The organism is Dactylosporangium sp. CS-047395, from assembly GCF_050942185.1.
In the GTDB taxonomy this organism is placed as follows: Bacteria; Actinomycetota; Actinomycetes; order Mycobacteriales; family Micromonosporaceae; genus Dactylosporangium.
Genome location: NZ_CP192015.1, coordinates 6,782,223 through 6,800,523 on the forward strand (window position 1 = coordinate 6,782,223; position 18,301 = coordinate 6,800,523).

Annotated in this window: 11 protein-coding genes; 5 read left to right on the plus strand and 6 right to left on the minus strand. The window is 75.5% G+C overall.

Annotated elements, in window-relative coordinates; genetic code table 11:
- Window positions 1-282 precede the first annotated feature (282 nt).
- Window positions 283-1,089: an MBL fold metallo-hydrolase gene (locus ACQP00_RS31920; protein WP_433202200.1), complete on the minus strand. Its 807-nt coding sequence runs from the start codon at window positions 1,087-1,089 to the stop codon at window positions 283-285.
- Between the two features lie 92 nt (window positions 1,090-1,181).
- Here ACQP00_RS31920 and ACQP00_RS31925 point away from each other — a divergent pair, with 92 nt between their 5' ends.
- Entirely contained in the window at window positions 1,182-1,703 is a 522-nt protein-coding gene (locus ACQP00_RS31925) for a hypothetical protein (RefSeq protein ID WP_433202203.1), read from the plus strand.
- Here ACQP00_RS31925 and ACQP00_RS31930 read toward each other — a convergent pair.
- From ACQP00_RS31930 to ACQP00_RS31950, 5 genes are all read right to left on the minus strand, one after another.
- Window positions 1,634-2,059 (minus strand): S26 family signal peptidase, encoded by a 426-nt coding sequence (locus ACQP00_RS31930; protein WP_433202206.1) that lies wholly within the window; start codon window positions 2,057-2,059, stop codon window positions 1,634-1,636. The two genes, ACQP00_RS31925 and ACQP00_RS31930, sit on opposite strands and share 70 nt — an antisense overlap.
- A 5-nt stretch (window positions 2,060-2,064) precedes the next feature.
- Entirely contained in the window at window positions 2,065-3,906 is a 1,842-nt protein-coding gene (locus ACQP00_RS31935) for an ABC transporter ATP-binding protein (protein ID WP_433202209.1), read from the minus strand.
- 5 nt (window positions 3,907-3,911) lie between these two features.
- A complete protein-coding gene (locus tag ACQP00_RS31940) occupies window positions 3,912-4,421 on the minus strand; it encodes a hypothetical protein (RefSeq protein ID WP_433202212.1) in 510 nt (169 codons plus the stop codon).
- A 70-nt stretch (window positions 4,422-4,491) separates the two neighbouring features.
- Window positions 4,492-4,641 carry a hypothetical protein gene (locus ACQP00_RS31945; RefSeq protein WP_433202215.1) on the minus strand — a complete coding sequence of 50 codons (150 nt, stop codon included), beginning with the start codon at window positions 4,639-4,641 and terminating at the stop codon, window positions 4,492-4,494.
- Window positions 4,638-5,219: a MauE/DoxX family redox-associated membrane protein gene (locus tag ACQP00_RS31950; RefSeq protein WP_433202218.1), complete on the minus strand. Its 582-nt coding sequence runs from the start codon at window positions 5,217-5,219 to the stop codon at window positions 4,638-4,640. Before ACQP00_RS31950 ends, ACQP00_RS31945 begins: the two co-directional genes overlap by 4 nt.
- A 225-nt stretch (window positions 5,220-5,444) precedes the next feature.
- Between ACQP00_RS31950 and ACQP00_RS31955 the strand changes: the two genes are divergently transcribed.
- The 4 genes from ACQP00_RS31955 to ACQP00_RS31970 all read left to right on the plus strand — a co-directional run bounded on the left by ACQP00_RS31955 (window position 5,445) and on the right by ACQP00_RS31970 (window position 18,106).
- On the plus strand, window positions 5,445-7,298 hold the full coding sequence (locus tag ACQP00_RS31955) for a ComEC/Rec2 family competence protein (protein ID WP_433202221.1): 1,854 nt from the start codon (window positions 5,445-5,447) through the stop codon (window positions 7,296-7,298).
- 10 nt (window positions 7,299-7,308) lie between these two features.
- The gene (locus ACQP00_RS31960) at window positions 7,309-11,796 is read left to right on the plus strand and encodes a DUF6603 domain-containing protein (RefSeq protein ID WP_433202224.1); all 4,488 of its coding nucleotides are present in this window, start codon (window positions 7,309-7,311) and stop codon (window positions 11,794-11,796) included.
- Between the two features lie 166 nt (window positions 11,797-11,962).
- Window positions 11,963-14,470 (plus strand): hypothetical protein, encoded by a 2,508-nt coding sequence (locus tag ACQP00_RS31965; protein ID WP_433202227.1) that lies wholly within the window; start codon window positions 11,963-11,965, stop codon window positions 14,468-14,470.
- Between the two features lie 354 nt (window positions 14,471-14,824).
- Complete coding sequence (locus ACQP00_RS31970; protein ID WP_433202230.1) at window positions 14,825-18,106, plus strand: hypothetical protein; 3,282 nt, start codon at window positions 14,825-14,827, stop codon at window positions 18,104-18,106.
- Window positions 18,107-18,301 lie beyond the last annotated feature (195 nt).

An 18,301-nucleotide genomic window follows, 5' to 3' on the forward strand; every position in this document is an offset into this window, starting at 1 on the left:
CAAGCCCCGGCACAGCGGCCGCCGCGAGGCTCAGTCTGACCAGCAATCGTGCACGCACGGGCGATCCCTCCCGGGGAGAAAACCGCAAATGCGGCAATACGGGCGAACGTACGCAATCACCCGCCCCACCCAGGCCGAGTCCGCCAAACCCTTCGGCCCCGGTCCTCATCAGTTCGCGATCCGGCCCACCCGGCTACGACGGGCCTCCGCGCCGACACGGCCTCGGCGGCCCGACGGGCACGGGACACCGTCCTGCCGTGGCCGGGCGGCTGGCGGGCATCGTCAACGGGCCGCCCGCTGCTGGACCTGCCCCTGGTGCACGTCGTTGACCCACTCCCAGCCGGCCGGGGCGTTCGGGCCGATGCGCGGGTCGTCGGGGGTGTGCCCGTCGCGCAGGGCGAGCACGTACGCGCGGTCGAGGTCGATGCGCGCCTTGACCTGACCGGCCCCGCCCACCGACCCGTGCCCGGGCACGACGACCTCGGCCCCGCCGGCCGTGCGCTCCAGCAGGTCCAGCGCCGCGAGGTACGCCGCGATCGGGTCGCCGGAATCCTCCCAGTCGAGCATCGGCACCAGGACATCGGAGAGCATGTCGCCGGCGAGGAGTACCCCGCGCTCCTCGATGAACAGCGCCGCATGGCCCTGGGCGTGGGCCCGGTGCTCCAGGATCCGCACCCGCGGGCCGTCCCAGGGGAACTCGGTGGCCCCGGCGGGCAGGGCGGTGACGAGACCGAGCAGCTCGAGCGGCACGTCGTCCTCGATGCCGGTGCCCTCCAGGTGGTCGCGGATGGCGGTCTTCGCGTCCGGGTCGGCCAGCTGCTCGCGGATGGCGGCGGCGCACTCGGCGGTGCCGTAGCGCGGCGCCTCGCCGAGGCTGGGCAGCCAGAGCACGTGGTCCCAGTCGGGATGCGTCGAGAAGCCCGCGACGACGGCCCGGCCCGCCAGGTCCCGCGCGAGGCAGGCGATCTCCTGCTCCACCACGCCGGGGTCGACGAGCAGCACCCCGTCTGGCCCCTGCACGACGATGCCGTTGCTCTTGATGAACTCGCTCTCGTGGACCAGCACACCATCCGCGACCTGCGTCAGCACGGGTTCCCCTCCGCCAAAGTGATTGCGATCTGCAATCACTATAGCCACCTGTCAAGCATCATGCTTGAGACCCTCTGCTAGTCCTGCCGGGCGTGGCCCGGCTGATCCCGGACGTCGTGGTGCTGCTCGCCCGGCTGCGCGGTCACCAGCCGATGCTCACCGTGGACGGCCTGCGCTTCAGCCTCGCCGCGGCGGCCCTCGTCGCCGCTGTCGCGCTGGTCCACCTCGGCCGGCGGTGGACGCTGCCCGGCCCGCGCGCGGGTCTGCTCGCCGCCGTGACGGTGCCGGGGTTCGCGCTGAGCGTAGCCGCCTACGCGATGGCCGATCCGCTGCACCGGTTCGCGGACGTCCCGGCCCTCACGGTCGCGTTCGCCGGGCTCGCGGTGCTGCTGCGCTGGGCCGGCCGCGCGCCCCACCGGCGTCGCTGGGCGGCCGTCGGGGGGATCGTGGCGCTAGCCGCTCCACTGTGGACTCCGCCGCTGTTCGTGCTGTTCGCCGGCCTGGCGTACGGCGCGATGCTCCCGGCCGCACGGTGGCGGTGGGACTATCGCCGCAGCAGCACCACCGCGCGCAGGCGGGAGGCTGGGATCGGGCCCTCCTGGCGCGAATCGTAGCTCTCGGCAGGGTTGTCGCCGGTCACCACCAGGCAGCCGGGCGGCACCGTGACGTGCCCGGCGAGTGCCGCGAATCCGGTCAGCTTGGCCGGCACCGGCTCCCCCGCCGTGGCCACGAGGCGCTTCACGAACCACAACCGACCAGGATCCCCCTGTTGTACCGCTCCAGCCTCCGCCGCCGGCGCCAGCAGCACGAGCCGTCCGGTGGCCGCGCGGGTCGTGCGGCGGGCCAGAATCTGCGCGCCGTCGGCCAGGGTGGGCAGCATGCTCGGGCCGTCGACGCGCACCAGCACCAGGTTGCGCCTCGCCCAGACGAGCACGGCGACGAGAGCCAGCAGCGGCAGCGCCATCCACATTGGACTCACGCTTCCGCCGGTTGGTAGCCGGAGGCCTGCAGGGCGAACAGGGTCGCGTACTCGCCGCCCGTGGCCAGCAGTGTGGCGTGGTCGCCGCGCTCGTGGACGGTGCCGCCGGACAGGACCACGATGTCGTCGGCCTCGCGGATGGCGTTGAGGCGGTGGGAGATCAGGACGCTCGTCAGGCCCTCGCGTTGGGCGCGCAGGCGGGCGTGGACCTCGTGCTCGGCGGCGGCGTCCAGGCCGGCGCTGGGCTCGTCCAGGATGACCAGGTCGCGGGAGTCGCGCAGGAACGCGCGGGCGATGGCGATGCGCTGGCGCTGGCCGCCGGACGGGTTGACGCCGGTGGTGTCGGTGCCCTTGGCGTCGGGGGCGTTGAAGCGGCGCCCCAGCATGGTGTCGTACCCGGCGGGGAGCCCGGCCAGCAGCTCGTGGATGCCGGCCCGGTCGGCCGCGGCGTGGATGCGCGGGCGGTCGTCGAGGGCGGGCAGGTCGCCGACGCCGATGTTCTCGGCCGCGCTGAGCTCGTAGTTGACGTAGTCCTGGAAGACGGCGCTGATCCGGGCGCGCAGGTCGGCCGGGTCGAGCTCGCGCAGGTCGACGCCGTCCCAGAGGATCGCGCCGCGGGTCGGGTCGTAGAAGCGGCACAGCAGCTTGACGAGCGTGGACTTGCCGCAGCCGTTGCGGCCGACCAGGGCCGTGGCGCGGCCGGCGGGGAGCGTCAGGGTGAGCCCACGCAGTACCCACGGATGGTTTGGCCCGTAACGGAACCACACGTCGCGCAGCTCGATGCCGGTGCGCAACGGTGGGGTCTTCGCACTTCTGGCAGGCACCGGGAGGTCGGGCGGGTCGGCGAGGACCGATCGGTAGCTGTCGAAGAGCAGCAGGGCCTGGATCGCCTTGGCCGCCTGGGCGGCCGCGGTGGCCAGGGCGGTCTGCACGCCGAGGACGGCGGCCAGGAACATCGCGATGTCGCCGACGCTGTGCGCGCCCGCGCGGGACTGGGCGGTCACGATGAGCAGGGCCGCGCCGGCCACGACGGCGGCGGTGGTGGCCAGGCCCGCCTGCACGAGCATGGCGCGGCGGTCGGTGGTGTGCTCGGCCGCCTGGGCGCTGCGCCGTTCGCGCAGCATCCGCTCGCGCAGGAAGCCGCCGAGGCGGAACAGCCGGACCTCCTTGGCCGCCTGCTCGGTGGCGAGCATGTCGCGGTAGAACAGCTCGCGGCGCTTGGCCGGGCTGATGTCCCACTCGGTCCAGGCGCGCTCGCGGCCCAGGATCAGCTCGGCGGCGAGCACCGGCAGCCCGGACAGCAGCACGGCGACGGCGACGGCCGGGCTGACCGTCCACAGTGAAGCGACCAGGCCGCCGACGGTGAGCACGGCCCCGAACACGCCGAACGCGCTGTCGATGACCTGGCCGGGGCCGCGGCCACCGGACTCGTCGGCGAGCATGAGCCGGTCGAGGTACTCCGGGTCCTCGAACCGCGCCACGCCCACCACCCTGTCGACCGCCCGGAACAGCCGGTCCTTGGCCAGCAGGGCGACCGCCCGTTCGACGTCGGCCCGCACGTACGCGAGGATCGCCGGCCCGAGCCCGACCAGCACCCCGACGCCGGCCAGCGCGGCCACCGCCCCGGTCCAGCCCGGCCCGGTGGCGCCGCGGGCGATCCCGTCGACGACCGCCCGGGTGAGCAGCGCCGCGGCCACCGGCAGGCCCGCGGTGAGCAGGGTGCCGGCGGTCAGGACGGCGGTCCGGCCGGGCGCCGCGGCCACCGCGAGCCCCACGGCGGCCCGCACGTGGGCGGCGATCCTGGCCGGCGCGAGCCCGAGCCGCTGTGCTCCGCTCATGCCGGTCAGACCAGGGCCGGCTGCTGATAGTCGTGGCTGGCGATGGTCTGGCCCGGCCCGACGGTGCAGAACGACGGGGTCGCCATCACGTGGAACGCGCGCGCGACCGGCCCGCGGCGGCGCTCGATCACCGTGCGCACGCCGGGCCCGAACGCCGCGACCATGAGCTCGGCCTCCTCCGCCTCCCGCACGACGGCGAGGGTCCGCGCCGGGTCGCCGAGCGCGGTGGCGGCGGCGGTGAACGCGACCACGTGCGACTGGCAGACCTCGCAGTCGGGGTCGAAGAAGCCGATGACGGTACCGTCGGCAAGCTCGTCCCGGGTCAGCGTCTCCCCCGCCGTCGTCGTGGCGGTGAAGTCCTCGATCCGCTCGCCGATGTCGGACATCGTCGGCACCCCCCGCTCGAGGGTGGCCAGCCGGGCCTCGCTGCCCGCCACCCGCTTCAGCAGGGCGAAGGTCAGCACGATGTTGAGCGCGACGGCGATCGTGAGCACCACGGTGAGCGTGACGAGCATCGGGACTCTCCTTCGTCGGAGGGCCGGGCCCGGCGGTGCGCACCGCCGGGCCCGGTGTTCGGGGAAATCGTCAGCAGCAGGGCCGGCGGCCGTCGGCGCCCTTCGCGCTGAGCACGCCGTTGCTGCCGCAGCCGAAGCCGCACGTGCCGCGGACCGGCGTCGCCTTCGCGTCGGCCGTGGGCACGACCAGCTTGAGCAGGCTGTGGGTCAGCTTCTTCATGTCGATCTCCTCCTCGTGGGATGAGCACTCCCCTGCCGGATGGCAGAAGTCTTCGGTGGGTGCAGGAGCGACCGCACGTCGTCCAGCACGGTGACCAGCGCGCCGCCGAGCACCCCGAGGAGGGCGGCGAGCAGCGCCCCGCCCAGCTCCGGGTCGGCGTCCGCGCTCCCGGTGCCGACGGCGGCCGCGGCGGCGATCGCGATCAGCACCAGGTTGCGTCCAATGTGGAACGTCCCCAGCGGCATCGCGCTGTGCCCGAAGCACTGGCACGTCGTCACCGTCCCGCGCCGCACCACGATGCCGATCGCCCCGGCCAGTCCGGCCAGCAGTGCCGCGGCCAACGCGAGTCCGACGATTCCCGTCATCCGCGTCGGTACCGCCAGCAGCCCGACGATCGCCACCTCGCACCCGACCACGAGTGCGGCCACGGGCTGCACGAGCCGCTCCGGGAGGATGCCCATGCGGCGCGTCGAGCGCCGGAACGCCCCGAACGCGCCGCGGCTGCGGAGCTTGGTGAACGCCGAGACCGCGAAGACGGTGGCGACGAGCAGCCGGCCGAACAGCGCGACGTACAGCACCCGACCTCCCCGTTGAATAGCCGTCCATCGATGGTGCCCGGGGGGCGTTGGAATTCTGTTAACTTTTCGTTGGATCCCTGCTCACCCACGGTGACGACACGTCCGGGCGCCGTCACTCCCGCCGAGTCGGATCACTTACATTGCCGCCGGCCGGCGGTCGATAGGCTCCGGCACGGAAACGATCTCGTGGCGGTGCCGCGGGCCGAGCCGCCGGGAGCCGCGCCGATGACCTGGACCCTCGAGATCCACCACATCGACATCGGCGGCTCCGGCGACGCGACGCTGATCGTGGCCCAGGACGACGGCGTCGGTCATATGCACGGACCGTCCATGCGCACCTGCCTCGTCGACGGGGGCCGGGTCCCGGCCGGCAACAGGGTCCACGACTACCTGACCAACACCGCCAATCTCGGCATCGGGCCCGGCCAGCACCCGCTCGACATCGTCGTGGTGACGCACTACGACGCGGACCACATGAACGGCGTCCGCAACCTCCTGGAACGCCACGGCGCCGGGATCTACGACCACACCCTCGTCTTCGACCAGGGCGAGCCGCCCGGGGACGAGGTCAACTACCGCCTCTACGCGGACGCGATCGGGGTCCGGCCCGGGAGGGTCCGGGTGACCCGCAACGTCGCCAACATCCAGGAGCCGGTCAAGGAGCGGGGCGGTGTGCGGGTGCGCCCCGGTGCGGTGAACAACGTCCGCATCCAGCCCAGGACGTTCCTCACGCACGGCGCGGTGCCGCACAACCCGGCGGTCAACGCGCCGCCGCCGCTGGTGGTGCCGGGCGCAGCCGTGATCAACCCGGCCCACCTGGCCGAGTGGTGGCATCCGTACTGGCTGGTCGGCCGGGAGATCCTGTGGACCGACTCGGGCGGGGAGCCGATCAACCAGCCCCGGCCCAACGCGCCCACGATGACGTGCATCGCCGTGAACCGGTTCGTCCGCGAGGACGCCGGCAACTCGCTCTACCGCGCCGTCGCCCCGCTCGGCAACGCCGAGAAGATCAAGAACGAGATGAGCCTCGCCTTCGAGCTGCGGTTCGGCACATTCCGGTACTACATCGGCGGCGACATCGAATCGGGCCAGGAACGGACCATCGCCGAATACCTCAACGACCAGGACTCGGTCGCCGGCCGCGTGCACGTCGTGAAGGCGAGCCACCACGGTGCGGACACGGCCTCCAGCCGCTCGTTCATCAGGCGGATGCGCCCGGAGGCCGTCATCATCTCCTGCTCGACGAGCAACCAGTACTACCACCCGGCCGACCGGACCGTCGCCATCCTGGACGGCTATCCCGACGCCGCCACCCCGCCGCCGCCACAGTTCCGGCCGATTCCCAACTTTCTGACCGGATACCAGTTCCCGCACAATGTAGGTGGGCCGCAACATGCGGGCGGAGACTGCTCCGAGATCGCGGGCGACCCGGTGCCGCTGGCCGGTCCCGTCCGGCCGGGACACGTTCGGCTGGACGTCACCCAGGCCCAGTCGCAGTACGACGCCCGGGGCCTGCTCGCGACCGCCCTCGTGACCGGGGCCGCCCAGACGGCCGGCGTCCTGGGTCTCGCGCTGCCCGGCGGGCTGCTGCCGGAGCTGGCCAAGGCGGTGCTCTCGGCGGGCCCGCGCGACCTCAGGGTCACCGCCGTCGTCCAGGCCGCCCTCGGCGCGGCGCACGGCTTCGGCGCCACACCGGCGGCGATCGCGGCGACCGTCGCGGCGGGCGCGGCGCCGGGGACGATCGCCGGTGGGGCGGCGGCCATCGTCGCGGCCGTCCACGCCGCGGCGACCGGTGCGGCGGTGCCGGTGCCGGCGAATGAGGCCGCGGTCGCCGCCGCCGCCGCCGGCCTCGCGGGCTCCCTGGGCGGAGTCGTGCACGCGACCCTGCTGAACCTGGTCCAGCAGGCGACGCACGCCGCCGCGGTGCTCGGCGGGGCAGGCGCCGGGGCGGCCGCCGGCGCGGGTGCGGCCGCGGCCGCGGCGACGAATGCGGCCGCCCCGGCCACCGGGCGGTGCACCGTCACCTGCTGGATTCGCTACCTGCCGGTTCCGGCGGCCCACACGTACACGATCTACTGAGGGGCAACGGATGGACATCGCCGGCCTTCCGCTGGATGACCTCAAGACCCGGCTGGAGTCGCAGGTCACCGCCGGACGCCTGACCCTGGACCAGGGCACCATCGACGACGCCCGGCTGGCCGGCTTCCTGCGCGGCCTGCCCGGCGGACGGCTCGAACTCGCCGCCGTGTCCTTCGCCCTCACCGACACCACCGTCTGGCCGCAGCGCCTGACCGTCAGCGGCCGGGCGGGCGGCGCGTGGCCGGTCAGCGCGCTCGGCCCGGACGCGCTCGCACCCGGCACGGTCACGCTGACCGTCGGGCGCGCCGCGGCCGGCGGCGTCGCCGAAGTCGGCGCCGCCCTCGACGCGGTCCTGCACCTCGGTCCGCTGGCGCTGCCGGTCGCCGGCCAGGTCACCGGCGACGGGCTGCGCTGCACCCTGGGCACGGACGGGCACCCGGCCCGCAGCCTCGCCGACCTCATGACGCTGCTGAGCGGTGCGCCCCCGGCCACCGCCCTCCCGGTCGCCGGGCCCCTCGCCGCCGAGGTCGGCATCGACGGGCTCGACCTGCTGATCGGCAACGGCCCGACGCCGGTGAGCGCCCTGGTGCTGCGGCTGGGCGCGGCCGTCGACTGGGTGGTCGTGCCCGACCGGCTCGTCCTGCGCTCCGTCGGCTTCACGCTCAGCCGGACGCACCGGTCGAGCCCCAGCGGCCTGTCGTCCGCCTGGTTCGGCGCGCGGCTGCAGGCCACGCTGACGATCGGGCGCGAGTGCACGGTCGCGGTCGACTTCGGCGGCCGCGGACCGTGGGAGCTGAGCATCGTCCCGGCCGACGGGGTCCTGCCGAGCCTGGCCGACGTCGCCGGGTTCGTCGGCGGCGAAGCCTTGCGGGAGGCGGTCCGCAGCGGCACGGATGCGGTCGGCCTCGGCGAGATCGGGATCGACGGGGTGACCATCGGCTTCGACCCGTACGCCGGGGCGCTGCGCCACGCCGTGCTGGCCGGCCACGTCACGCTCGCCGGGGTCCGCATCGACGTCAGCGTGGACCTGCCCGACTTCGGGTTCGCCGGGCGGCTCGCCGCCGGCACCGGCATCCGGCTCCGGCGGCTGTTCGAGTTCTGCTTCGGCACCGCCCGGGGCTTCCCCGACATCGTCGTCACCGAACTGGCCCTGCGCGCGCAGCCGGACCCGGGGACCTACACGTTCGAGCTGACCGCCGCCGACGACGACCTCGCGATCGGCCCGCTCGCGCTGCGCGAGGTGAGCCTGACGGTGACCAAGGGGCCGACCGGCTTCTCCGGCGCGCTCGTGGCCGGCCTCGACCTGGGCGGCGCCGCCCTGCTGATCGAGGCGCGCCGGCCCGCTACCGGTGATGTGTGGGTGTTCACCGGCGCCACCAGCGAGCGGGGAAGCATCACGGCCGGCGCGCTGATCGCCGACCTGGCCGGGCGGTTCGGGGCCGTCGCCCTGCCGCCCGCCCTGACCGGCATGCTCGTCGACGAGCTCCTCGTACGGTTCGACACCGACCGCAACTTCACCTGCACCGCCCACGTGCGGCTGCCGCTCGGCGGCGCCGGCCAGCTCGCCCTGAAGCTGCACGTCGACGTCACCGCGGACGACGCCGACGGGTTCTCGGTCCGCGCCACCGCCACGCTGACGATCGGCCGGATGGTCTGCGCCGTGGCGCTCGACCGGCGCGACGGGCACAGCGACACGAGCATCGACGCGCACTGGGCGGCCGATCCGCAGCAGCCTCCGCTCTCCCTCAACGACCTGGCCGCGGGGCTGGACCTGCCGGTGCCGCCGCTCCCGCCGGGCCTGGACCTGACCCTGACCGGCGCGGACCTGACCTACGATTCGGCCACCCGGCGGCTGATGGTCGCCGCCCGGTCGGCGGCCCACGGCGCGGCGGTCTTCGTCGCGCTGCCCGCCGCGCCGGACGGCGGCCCCCACTACCTGGCCACGCTGGCCGTCGGCGGCTCGGTCGGGCTGTCGGACCTGCCGCTGGTCGGCGCCGCGCTCGGCGGCGACGAGACCTGCTCGGCCGAGCAGTTCCAGGTGGTGCTGTCCGGCGCCCCGATCACGCCGGAGCTGGCTTCCGACGCGAACGCCCTCGTGCCGGTCGGCTATCCGCGGTTCCCGGAGCAGGGCACCGGCGCCGCCCTCGCCGTGGCGGCCGTGCTGCGCTTCGGCGCGCAGCACATCCCGATCGCCCTCGGTGCCGCCCCGGCCCCGGCGTCTCCTCCTGTCGGCCCGGCGTCTTCTGTTGTCGGCCCGGCGTCTTCTATTGTCGGCCCGGCGTCTTCTGTTGTCGGCCCGTCGTCCGGCCCCGGCGGGGTGGTCGCCGCACCGCCGGATCCGGACGGCACGGTGTGGTTCGACGTGCAGAAGGCGTTCGGGCCGGTCACCCTGGACCGGGTCGGGGCCCGGTTCGCCGACGCCGCGGTGTGGTTCCTGCTCGACGGTTCGCTGGAGGCCGACGGATTCTCGTTGGTCCTGCAGGGCGCGGCGATCGGCGTGCCGGTGACCGACTTCGCGCCCCGGTTCGCGCTGCGCGGCCTGGCCCTGTCCTACGCCAACCCGCCGCTGGCGATCCTCGGCGGGTTCACCGCGGTCCCACCGGCCGACGGTGCCGCGTTCCGCTACGACGGCGGCGCGGCGGTCACCGCGCAGTCCTGGGGCGCCCTGGCGTACGGCTCGTACACCGAGGTCGACGGGCTGCCGTCGATGTTCCTGTTCCTGCGCGCCGGCGCGGCGTTCGGCGGGCCGCCCGCCTTCTCGGTCACCGCGCTGGCGGCCGGCTTCGGCTACAACTCCACGCTCCGGTTGCCCGCGGTGACCGAGGTGGCCGAGTTCCCGTTCGTGGCGGGCCTGGCCGAGCCGGCGGCGGACAGCGGTGCGGCGCAGGCGCTGGCCGCCCTCACCGGCGGCCCGCAACCGTGGCTGCGGCCCGCGGCGGGGCAGACGTGGCTGGCCGCCGGGGTGCGCTTCCACACGTACCGGCAGGTCGACACGACCGCCCTGCTGGCCGTGGAGCTCGGCAACGCCCTGACCGTCCTGCTGCTCGGGGTCACCACCGCCCGGTTCCCGTCGAGCGGGGCCGCGCGCCCGTACGCACAACTGCAGCTCCAGCTCCGCAGCGTGCTGCGCCCCGGCGAGGGGGTCTTCGCGCTCTCCGCGGCACTGACCCGCAACTCGTACCTGCTCGACCCGGCGTGCGTGCTGACTGGCGGGTTTGCCTTCTACGCCTGGTTCGGCGAGCACCGCAACGCGGGCGACTTCGCGATCACGGTCGGCGGCTACCACCCGGCGTTCGACGCGCCGGACCACTACCCGGTCGTACCGCGGGTCGGGTTCAGCTGGTCGCTCGACGCGGCGGTCCGCATCTCCGGCACCGCCTACTTCGCCCTGACCCCGTCGGCGATCATGGCCGGCGGGACACTGGACGTGCGCTACCACGACGGCAGCCTGACCGCCTGGTTCACCGCGCAGGCGGACCTGCTGGTCGCGTGGGCGCCGTTCCGGTTCCGGACCAGGGTCGGGGTCAGCGTCGGCATCGAGTACACGGCCAACCTGCTGTTCACGTCGAAGACCCTGCACCTCGAGGCGGGCGCGCAGCTGGAGCTGTGGGGACCCCCGACCGGCGGCACGGTCACGGTCCGGCTGTGGGTCGTCACGTTCACCGTCGCCTTCGGCGCGCCCGAGGACCCGGGCGAGGCACCGCGGCTGGACTGGGCCGGCTTCCAGGACCTGCTGCCGGCACCCGCGGCGAGCACCACGTTCGCCGCGACCGCCGGGCTGGCCGCGCCGCAGGCCGGTCCCGGCGAGCCGGGCGGGGCGGCGGAACCGGCGCCGTGGCCGGTGCGGGCCGACGGCTTCGCCGTGACCCTGCGCAACGCCGTGCCGGTCACCGAGGTGCTGCTCGGCTCGGCGGCGCAGGACCCGGTCCTGTCCGGGCCGGCGGTCGCCATCAGGCCCCTGCGCCGGACCGGCCTGACGGTGCGCCAGACGGTGGTCCTGCGGCGCATCGCCGGCGGCGGCGCCACCGAGATCGACCTGACCGCGACCGGCTGGCACGCGACCGGCGTCACCGCGGACGTGCCGGCCGCGCTGTGGGGCACCGGGACCGGGGCGACGCTCGACCCGGGCGACGCGCAACTGGTCCCCGACCGGCTCACCGGCCTGACCCTCACCGCGCCGGCCGCGACCGCCGGGTGGAGCGGCGGACCGGTCGACGCCGCCGGCACCCTCGGCGTCACCGAGCTTCCGACCGGCGCGACCCTGCCCCTGAGCACCGCCGCGGAGCCGGTCGGCGCGGTGGCCGCCCACGCCGGGGCGGTCGGCGCGATCGCGGCGCAGATCGCCGGCCCGGCCGCCGTGGCCGCGCGCACCGCCCTGTTCGCGGCCCTCGGCGACCTCGGCGCGGCACCGCCGGCCAACGGCCCGCTCGACGCCTTCGCCGCGGCCGCCGGGACGCTGTTCACCGACGAGCCGATGCTGACCGGCGCCGCGCCCTGACCGGAACTTGCCGACCGGCGCCGCGGCCTGACCGGACCGTGCCGACCGGCGCCGCGGCCCGACCGGACCGCGCGCGAGCGGCGCCGCGGCCTGACCGGACCGCGCGCGAGCGGAGACCAGCCGCACCGGTGGACGCCGGGGCGGTACCAGCTGGAGAGGAAAGTCGATGAGCGAGCCGACGCTGCCGCCGGGCGCTGTGCAGTTCTACGACGGGTTCCGGCCCGGCCTGGCGGCGGGGACCTACGAGCTGACCGCCGAGCAGCGCATCGACGACCTGTCCACCGGCGCCTACTTCGCGCCGCGGTCGCAGTCCTTCACCGTCGACGCGCCGCGGTTCGTGCTCGACGCCGGTGACGTCGGCGAGGTGTACCCGCCCGCGAACAGCTCCGGCGACTTCGGCGCCACACTGCCGTCGATCGTGCTCAACCGGCGCACCCTGCCCTGGGAACGCCGGCTGAGCGCCGACCCGGACGCACCCTGGCTGGCGCTGCTGGTGTTGCGGGCCGACGAACTGGGGTCCGGTCCGGCGCTGCACAGCGGTACCGTCGCGCAGTTCCTGGACCGGTCCGACCCGGCGGTGCGCCCACCGGCGATCGCCGCGGACGGGCTGTCCCCGCAGGTGCTCGCCGCCGAGATGACCAGCCTGACCCTGCCCCGGCAGCGGTTCACCGCGATCGCACCCACCGGCGGGGAGGCGCGGCTGCTGGCGCATGTGCGGCGTACCGACACCGCGTCGCGCGCGGCCGGCGAGGCGGCCCGGGACGGCTGGCACGCCGTCGTCGTGGCCAACCGCCTGCCCGCGGACGGTGCGGCCAGCCTCGCCTGCCTTGTGTCCCTCGAAGGGCTCGCCGCCTACCTGCCGGGCGCGGACGGCACCCCGGCGGACGGCGCGGACGTCCGGCTGCGGCTGGCCGTGCTCGCCTCCTGGTCGTTCACCTCGAACCCGGCCGCCGGCGGCGACCTCGGGCGGCTGCTGACCGGTCTGGCCCCGGCCGGTCCGACCGCGTTGCTGCCGCGCATCCCGGTGCCGGCGGACGCGCCGCCGTCCGCGGCGCTGACCCGGCTCCAGCAGGGCTATGCGGCCCTGGACTACCGGCTGCCGACCGGGGAGCGGACCTTCGCCTGGTACCGCGGGCCGTTCACGCCGTACCCCGCGCCGCCGCTGCCCGGACCGGTCGACGGCACCCCGCACTACGCCACGGCCGCCGAGGTGACCATCTACGCGCAGTCCGAGGGCGTCTTCGACGTCTCCTACGCGGCGGCGTTCGAGGCCGGGCGGCTCGCGGCGCTGGCCGACCGGGGGTTCGCGGTGGCCATGGTCAACGCCCGCCGCGCCGCGTTCCAGATCGTGGGTACGCTGCGGGCCCGGGCCGATTCGCCCCTGTTCGCCGACCTCGCGCCGGCCTCACCGCCGGTCCCGTCGCCACCGCCCGCGCCGCCCGCGGTGGCGGCGGTGACGGCTGCGGACCTGCTCGCCGTCCGCGGCCGGGACATGTTCGCGAGTCTGCTGACCGACGGGGCCGGCGATCGGCTGACCGCCGTGCCGGCCGCGCCTCCGGCGGAGCTGCCCACCTTGGCCGCCGCCGCGGCGGTCGACCTGCCGCTCTCGCCGCTCTACCTCCAAGGCGGCGACGAGGGATTCGAGGGATTTGACGGATTCGAGGCGGCGCCGCCAACGCCGCCGCAGCCGGACCTGCCGGGTGGCTTCGTCCCGCGCCGGCCGGGGCGCGGCGGCGGGTTCGACCCGGTCGAGCAGCTCAAGGATCTCCTGTCCCGCGCCGACGTCCAGCAACTGCTGGCCGAGCACGCCCGCGGCCCGGCCACCGACGCCGCCACCGGCTGGCTGGCCGAGCTCGCGCTGCTGCACCGGGTCCCGTTCCACCACCTGATCCCGGACGAGCGCATGCTGCCCGTCGAGTCGCTGCGCTTCTTCTACCTCGACAGCGGCTGGATCGCGGCCCTGATCGACGGGGCCCTGAGCATCGGCGTCGAGGGCAGCCGCGACCTGGAACTGCATCAGGCGATCAGCCGGCCGCTGGTCGACCTCGTCGCCGCGAAGGTCGGCGCGGTCCGCGCGGCCGACCGGGGCCGCCCGGATCTGCACGTGCCCACCGGTGGCACCGCACCGGCCGGGATGGCCGCCTCCGCCGCGGCCGGGGTGGCGCCCGCCCCACCGGACACAGTGGACGGACCGCAGCGGCGTACCGGACTGCTGCTGCGCTCGGCCGTGATCGCCGGATGGCCCGGCCTCGCCGTCGAGGGCCGCGCCGGTGGCGAGCCTGTGCCGCTGCTGCGCCTGGACCGGCTCGCCGACACGATCCTGCTCGCGCTGTTCGACGGCGTGCCGGACACCGTCACGCTCACCGAGCCCTGGCACGGCCTGCACTTCGCCTTCGACGCCGACGACGGCGTGGTCCTGCGCCGGCCCGACGGCACCGAGCTCGGCAGCCGATTCCCGGCGCCCGGGCAGCCCGGTCTGCACGCCGCGTTCACCCGGACCGTCGACGCCTCCGTCGTCCGGGTGCAGGAGCTCGCCGAGGCCATCGACGCACGGCTGCGGGAGGTGATGCCCGGCATCGCGGTACCGATGGGATCCGCTCTTTTCGCCACCGAACTGCTCGCCGCGGCCCACCGGCTCACCCTGCACACCACCTCGAACAGCGGGAAGGCGTGAGTCCTGTGTCCGTCGCGTTGCTGGTCCCGATCCAGCTCCAGGCGCTCCTGGTCAACCCGGGCGTGCGGGCCCAGGGCTTCACCCGCTGGGACATGGACTACGCCCAGCTGCCCGGCTTCGGTTCGCCCGAGCCCCGGCCCTTCACCGAGACCGGGTCCGGCTGGGCCGCCCGTCCCGACCGTGACGGCGTCCACCTCCAGTGGGTCCTGCCCGCCGCGCTGCGCACCGGGCGGCACGACCCGGCGGACGGCACGACGACCTATCCGGCGGCGCCGAACCGGTGGCTGGTGACCCGGATCGCGACCCGGCCGGACCAGCCGCCCGGCGGCGCGGACCGGACCCGCGGCTGGGTCCGTGGAGAGCGACTACCTCGGTCCCGACGGCGCGTCGCCCTACCTCGACCCGGCCGCACCGACCCCGACGCCGACGCGGATCGGCCGCGTGCACTCCCTCGCCGCCTGGCGCGAGCCACGGACCCGCCGGGCCCCGTTCCTCACCGCGGTGGCGCCCGGGAACATCGCCTTCGCGGCGTACCAGCCGCATGCCGCCGGGGTGTTCTCCCTGCACGACCCGGCGGACGACGTCGCGGACGGCACGATCCTGTCCTATCAGGTCGTCGGCTGGTACGCGGACCCCGCCGCGGACGTGCTCGCGCCCGCGCGCCAGGCCGCCGGTCTCGCCGCCCGGCTCGCCGAGCTCGGCTGGTCCGCGCCGCCCGATTGCGCGGCCGACACGACGGTCTGCCACGGGGCGATCCGGGCCCTGACCTACTCGCGCACGGCCGTCGCCGCCCGGCCGGAAGCGGCCGCGATCGCCGTCGGCAACACCACCGTCGACGCCGTCACCGCGCTGCTGCGCGCCGCCGACCGGCCCGGATCCGGGTTCGATCCGGATCTGCTCGAGGCGTTCCAGTACGACCTGCTGCACACCCTCGACGAGCCGGACGGACCGGCGCAGCTCGGCGCCCGCATCCACGACGCCTGGTTCGGGGCACGCCCCGGCGGGTCGGTGTGGCAGGTGGTCCCGGCCGAGGACGGTGACGACGGGGCGGCGCCCGGCACCGGCCGCCCGCCCGCCGACCCGGACTGGCTCGCCGGGCTGAACGAGGTCCAGCGGGCCCACGATCAGGCCGCGCGCCGGCTGGGGGCGCTCCAGCGGGACCTGTACGAGCTGTGGTGGAAGCGCGGCCGCCGCAACGCCGGGCCGGCCGTCGCCCCGGACCTGACCGACGCGCAGTTCGCCGCCGAACTCGACCCGGCCCGGCCGCAGAGCCTGGCCGGGCGGGTCGCCGCGCTGCGCCGGCAGGTCGAGCAGGCGCGGGCCCGGATGCCGTGGGGTGCCTCGGCGCGGGAGCTGGCCGCCGCGATCGACGCCTACACCGCCCGGCACCCACTGCCCCCGGGCACGGTGCTCAAGCGCGCCGAGCTGCCCGCGTTCCGGATCGCGGCCGACCCGGTGGTGGTGATCGCGGGTGTCCGCGCCGGCGCGTTCGACGAGCACCTCGGGGCCGACGCGCGCGGGCTGCTGCCCTGCCGCACGGGTACGGTCGGCGCGCTGTCCCTGCCGCTGGCCGCCCGGTCCGCCGAGGGGGATCCGGCCGGGCCGGACGGGCGGTTCCCGGACGGCACGATCGCGCCGCCGGACATCGACATCCTGGTGACCGTGAACATGCTCCCGACCCTGCCGGCGGTCGCGGCCTTCCCCGTCGCGTCCGACATCTCCACCACGGTGGTGTCCGCGTTCGTCGCCCTGCAGATGGAGACGTACCTGCTCGACCCGGTGCACGCCGGCGCCGTCGCCGCCATCGCGGCCCGCGCGGCCGGGCGGCCGGCGGCGGAGGAGGAGCTGGCCGGCGCGGCCGAAGCGCTGATGGCGAGCGGGTCGAGCACGAACGGGCCGCTGCCGGCCATCCTGCCGCAGCCCTGGACCCAGCCCTGGGCCCCGCTGTTCCTGGAGTGGCAGGTCAGCTACCACCCGCTCGCGATGGGCCTGTGGAGCTTCGACGGAACCGCGTACCGCGCGAGCTGGCCGACCACCTGGGCCTATCCCGGGCCGCAGCCCGGTCAGGTGCCGGGCCCGCCGATGGTGCTCAGCGGCCGCAGCCTGCTGACCCCGCAGCCCTCGGCCGGTTTCAAGGCCCGCCTGGACACGTACCTTTCCACGCTGCCGGAGCCGGCGGCGGCCGCGCTGTCGTCGTTCGCCGCCGCCGTCGACTCCTGGGATCTGCTCTCGCAGGCGCTGAGTGGCTTCAACGAACAGCTGGCGCTGCGCGATCCGGTGAGCCTGCGCGCCCCGGACGCCACCGCCGTCGTCCTGCCGCCGGACCTGACGATCGCGGACCTGATCGGCGGCGGTGCGGTCGCGATGCCGATGGCCGACCAGCCGGGCGGGTTCCAGCAGATGCGGGCCGGGCAGTTCACGTTCCTGCGGGTCAGCGTGGTCGACCGGTTCGGGCAGCGGGTCGACGTCTTCGACGCCACGGGGGCAGGGAGCCTCAGCCCGGCGCTCGGCGAGGGACTCGTACCGCACCAGCCCCTCGGCCCGCGCTACGCCCAACTGCCGCCACGGCTGCTGGAACCGGCCCGGCTCGACGTCAGCTGGACGCCGGGCGGCCCCGGCACCGCCCCGGGCGGGCACGACCCCGGCTCGGCCGCGGATCTGGTGTGCGCCTGGATCGTACCGAGCCCGCTCGACGAGGCCCTCGCCTGTTACGCCCCGGAAGGGGCCGCCCTGGGCGAGCTGACCGAGACGGCCGGGCCGGACGGGCCGCGGCTGTCCTGGCTGCCCGCGCCCGGCTCGGCCGCCGGCACCCTCGCCGCCCTCACCGAACCGTTCCCGGTCCTCGCCGGGTTCCTGCACGACCTGGTGGCGGCCGGCCCGGCGGCCTTCGCGGACCTGCTGCGCACCATCGACACCACGCTGTGGACCATCGACCCGCCGGGCGGCGGCGACGAGACCTACCTGGCCGCGCTCGCGGGCCGCCCGCTCGCCCTGGTCTGCGCCGCCCTGCGCGGCACGCCCGGCCGGCCGCCGCGCACCGACCCGCGCTGGCCGCACACGGTCGCCCCGGTCCCGTCGACCGTCGCCGACCATCCGTTCCCGGTGCGCGTCGGCGATGCCGCCCTGCGCGGCGACGGGCTGATCGGCTACCTGAGCGGGCCCCAGTTCCGGGCCGCCTACCGCCCGCGCGACCTGACCACCGGCTACGTCCAGCCGATCGCCCCGGGCGCCTTCCCGACGATCCGCTTCGACGAGGCGGCCCGCACCGACCTCACCCTGCTGATGGACCCGCACCTGCCGGTCCACCTGGTGACAGACGTTCTGCCGGTACAGACCCTGCGCCTGCCCCAGCGCCTGATCGCCGACGCGATGGCGGCGATGGCCCTGACCGTCCGCTTCGGCCCGCTGCTGAGCGACCTGCGGCCGCCGGCCCCGCCCGGCACCGCCCCGACGATCGTGCTGCCCCGGCCACCACAGGTCAACGGCGTGTGGTCCTGGGCGGAGCCGGACGGCAGCGGCGGCGTCACGGCCTACGACATCGCACCGGCCGACGACGCCGCCCGCTTCCCGGTCACCCCGGCGGCGGTACGCACCGGCTGGCTGCGCCTGCACGGCGAGCCGGGCCCGGCGCGGTGACGCGGACCGGGGCGGCCGCGGGAACGGACGCTCGTTCGCCGGGCTCGGGGTGGCCACACCGGCGGGCCGCGCCCGTCCGGCCGGACGGGTACCGCCCGCCTGAAGGCTGTCCGGCCCATGCCCGGTTCGTGCCGGTATGGCGGCTACACGGCCGATGACAGCATGTGTACCCGCCGATTACAACTGGACGTATGT

What these genes read in the sequence shown, in the direction of transcription:
- ACQP00_RS31930 (WP_433202206.1), bottom strand. Translation starts at nt 2,059, where the DNA reads ATGTGGATGGCGCTGCCGCTGCTGGCTCTCGTCGCCGTGCTCGTCTGG.
- ACQP00_RS31955 (WP_433202221.1), top strand. Translation starts at nt 5,445, where the DNA reads ATGACCTGGACCCTCGAGATCCACCACATCGACATCGGCGGCTCCGGC.
- ACQP00_RS31935 (WP_433202209.1), bottom strand. Translation starts at nt 3,906, where the DNA reads ATGAGCGGAGCACAGCGGCTCGGGCTCGCGCCGGCCAGGATCGCCGCC.
- ACQP00_RS31940 (WP_433202212.1), bottom strand. Translation starts at nt 4,421, where the DNA reads ATGCTCGTCACGCTCACCGTGGTGCTCACGATCGCCGTCGCGCTCAAC.
- ACQP00_RS31960 (WP_433202224.1), top strand. Translation starts at nt 7,309, where the DNA reads ATGGACATCGCCGGCCTTCCGCTGGATGACCTCAAGACCCGGCTGGAG.
- ACQP00_RS31945 (WP_433202215.1), bottom strand. Translation starts at nt 4,641, where the DNA reads ATGAAGAAGCTGACCCACAGCCTGCTCAAGCTGGTCGTGCCCACGGCC.
- ACQP00_RS31965 (WP_433202227.1), top strand. Translation starts at nt 11,963, where the DNA reads ATGAGCGAGCCGACGCTGCCGCCGGGCGCTGTGCAGTTCTACGACGGG.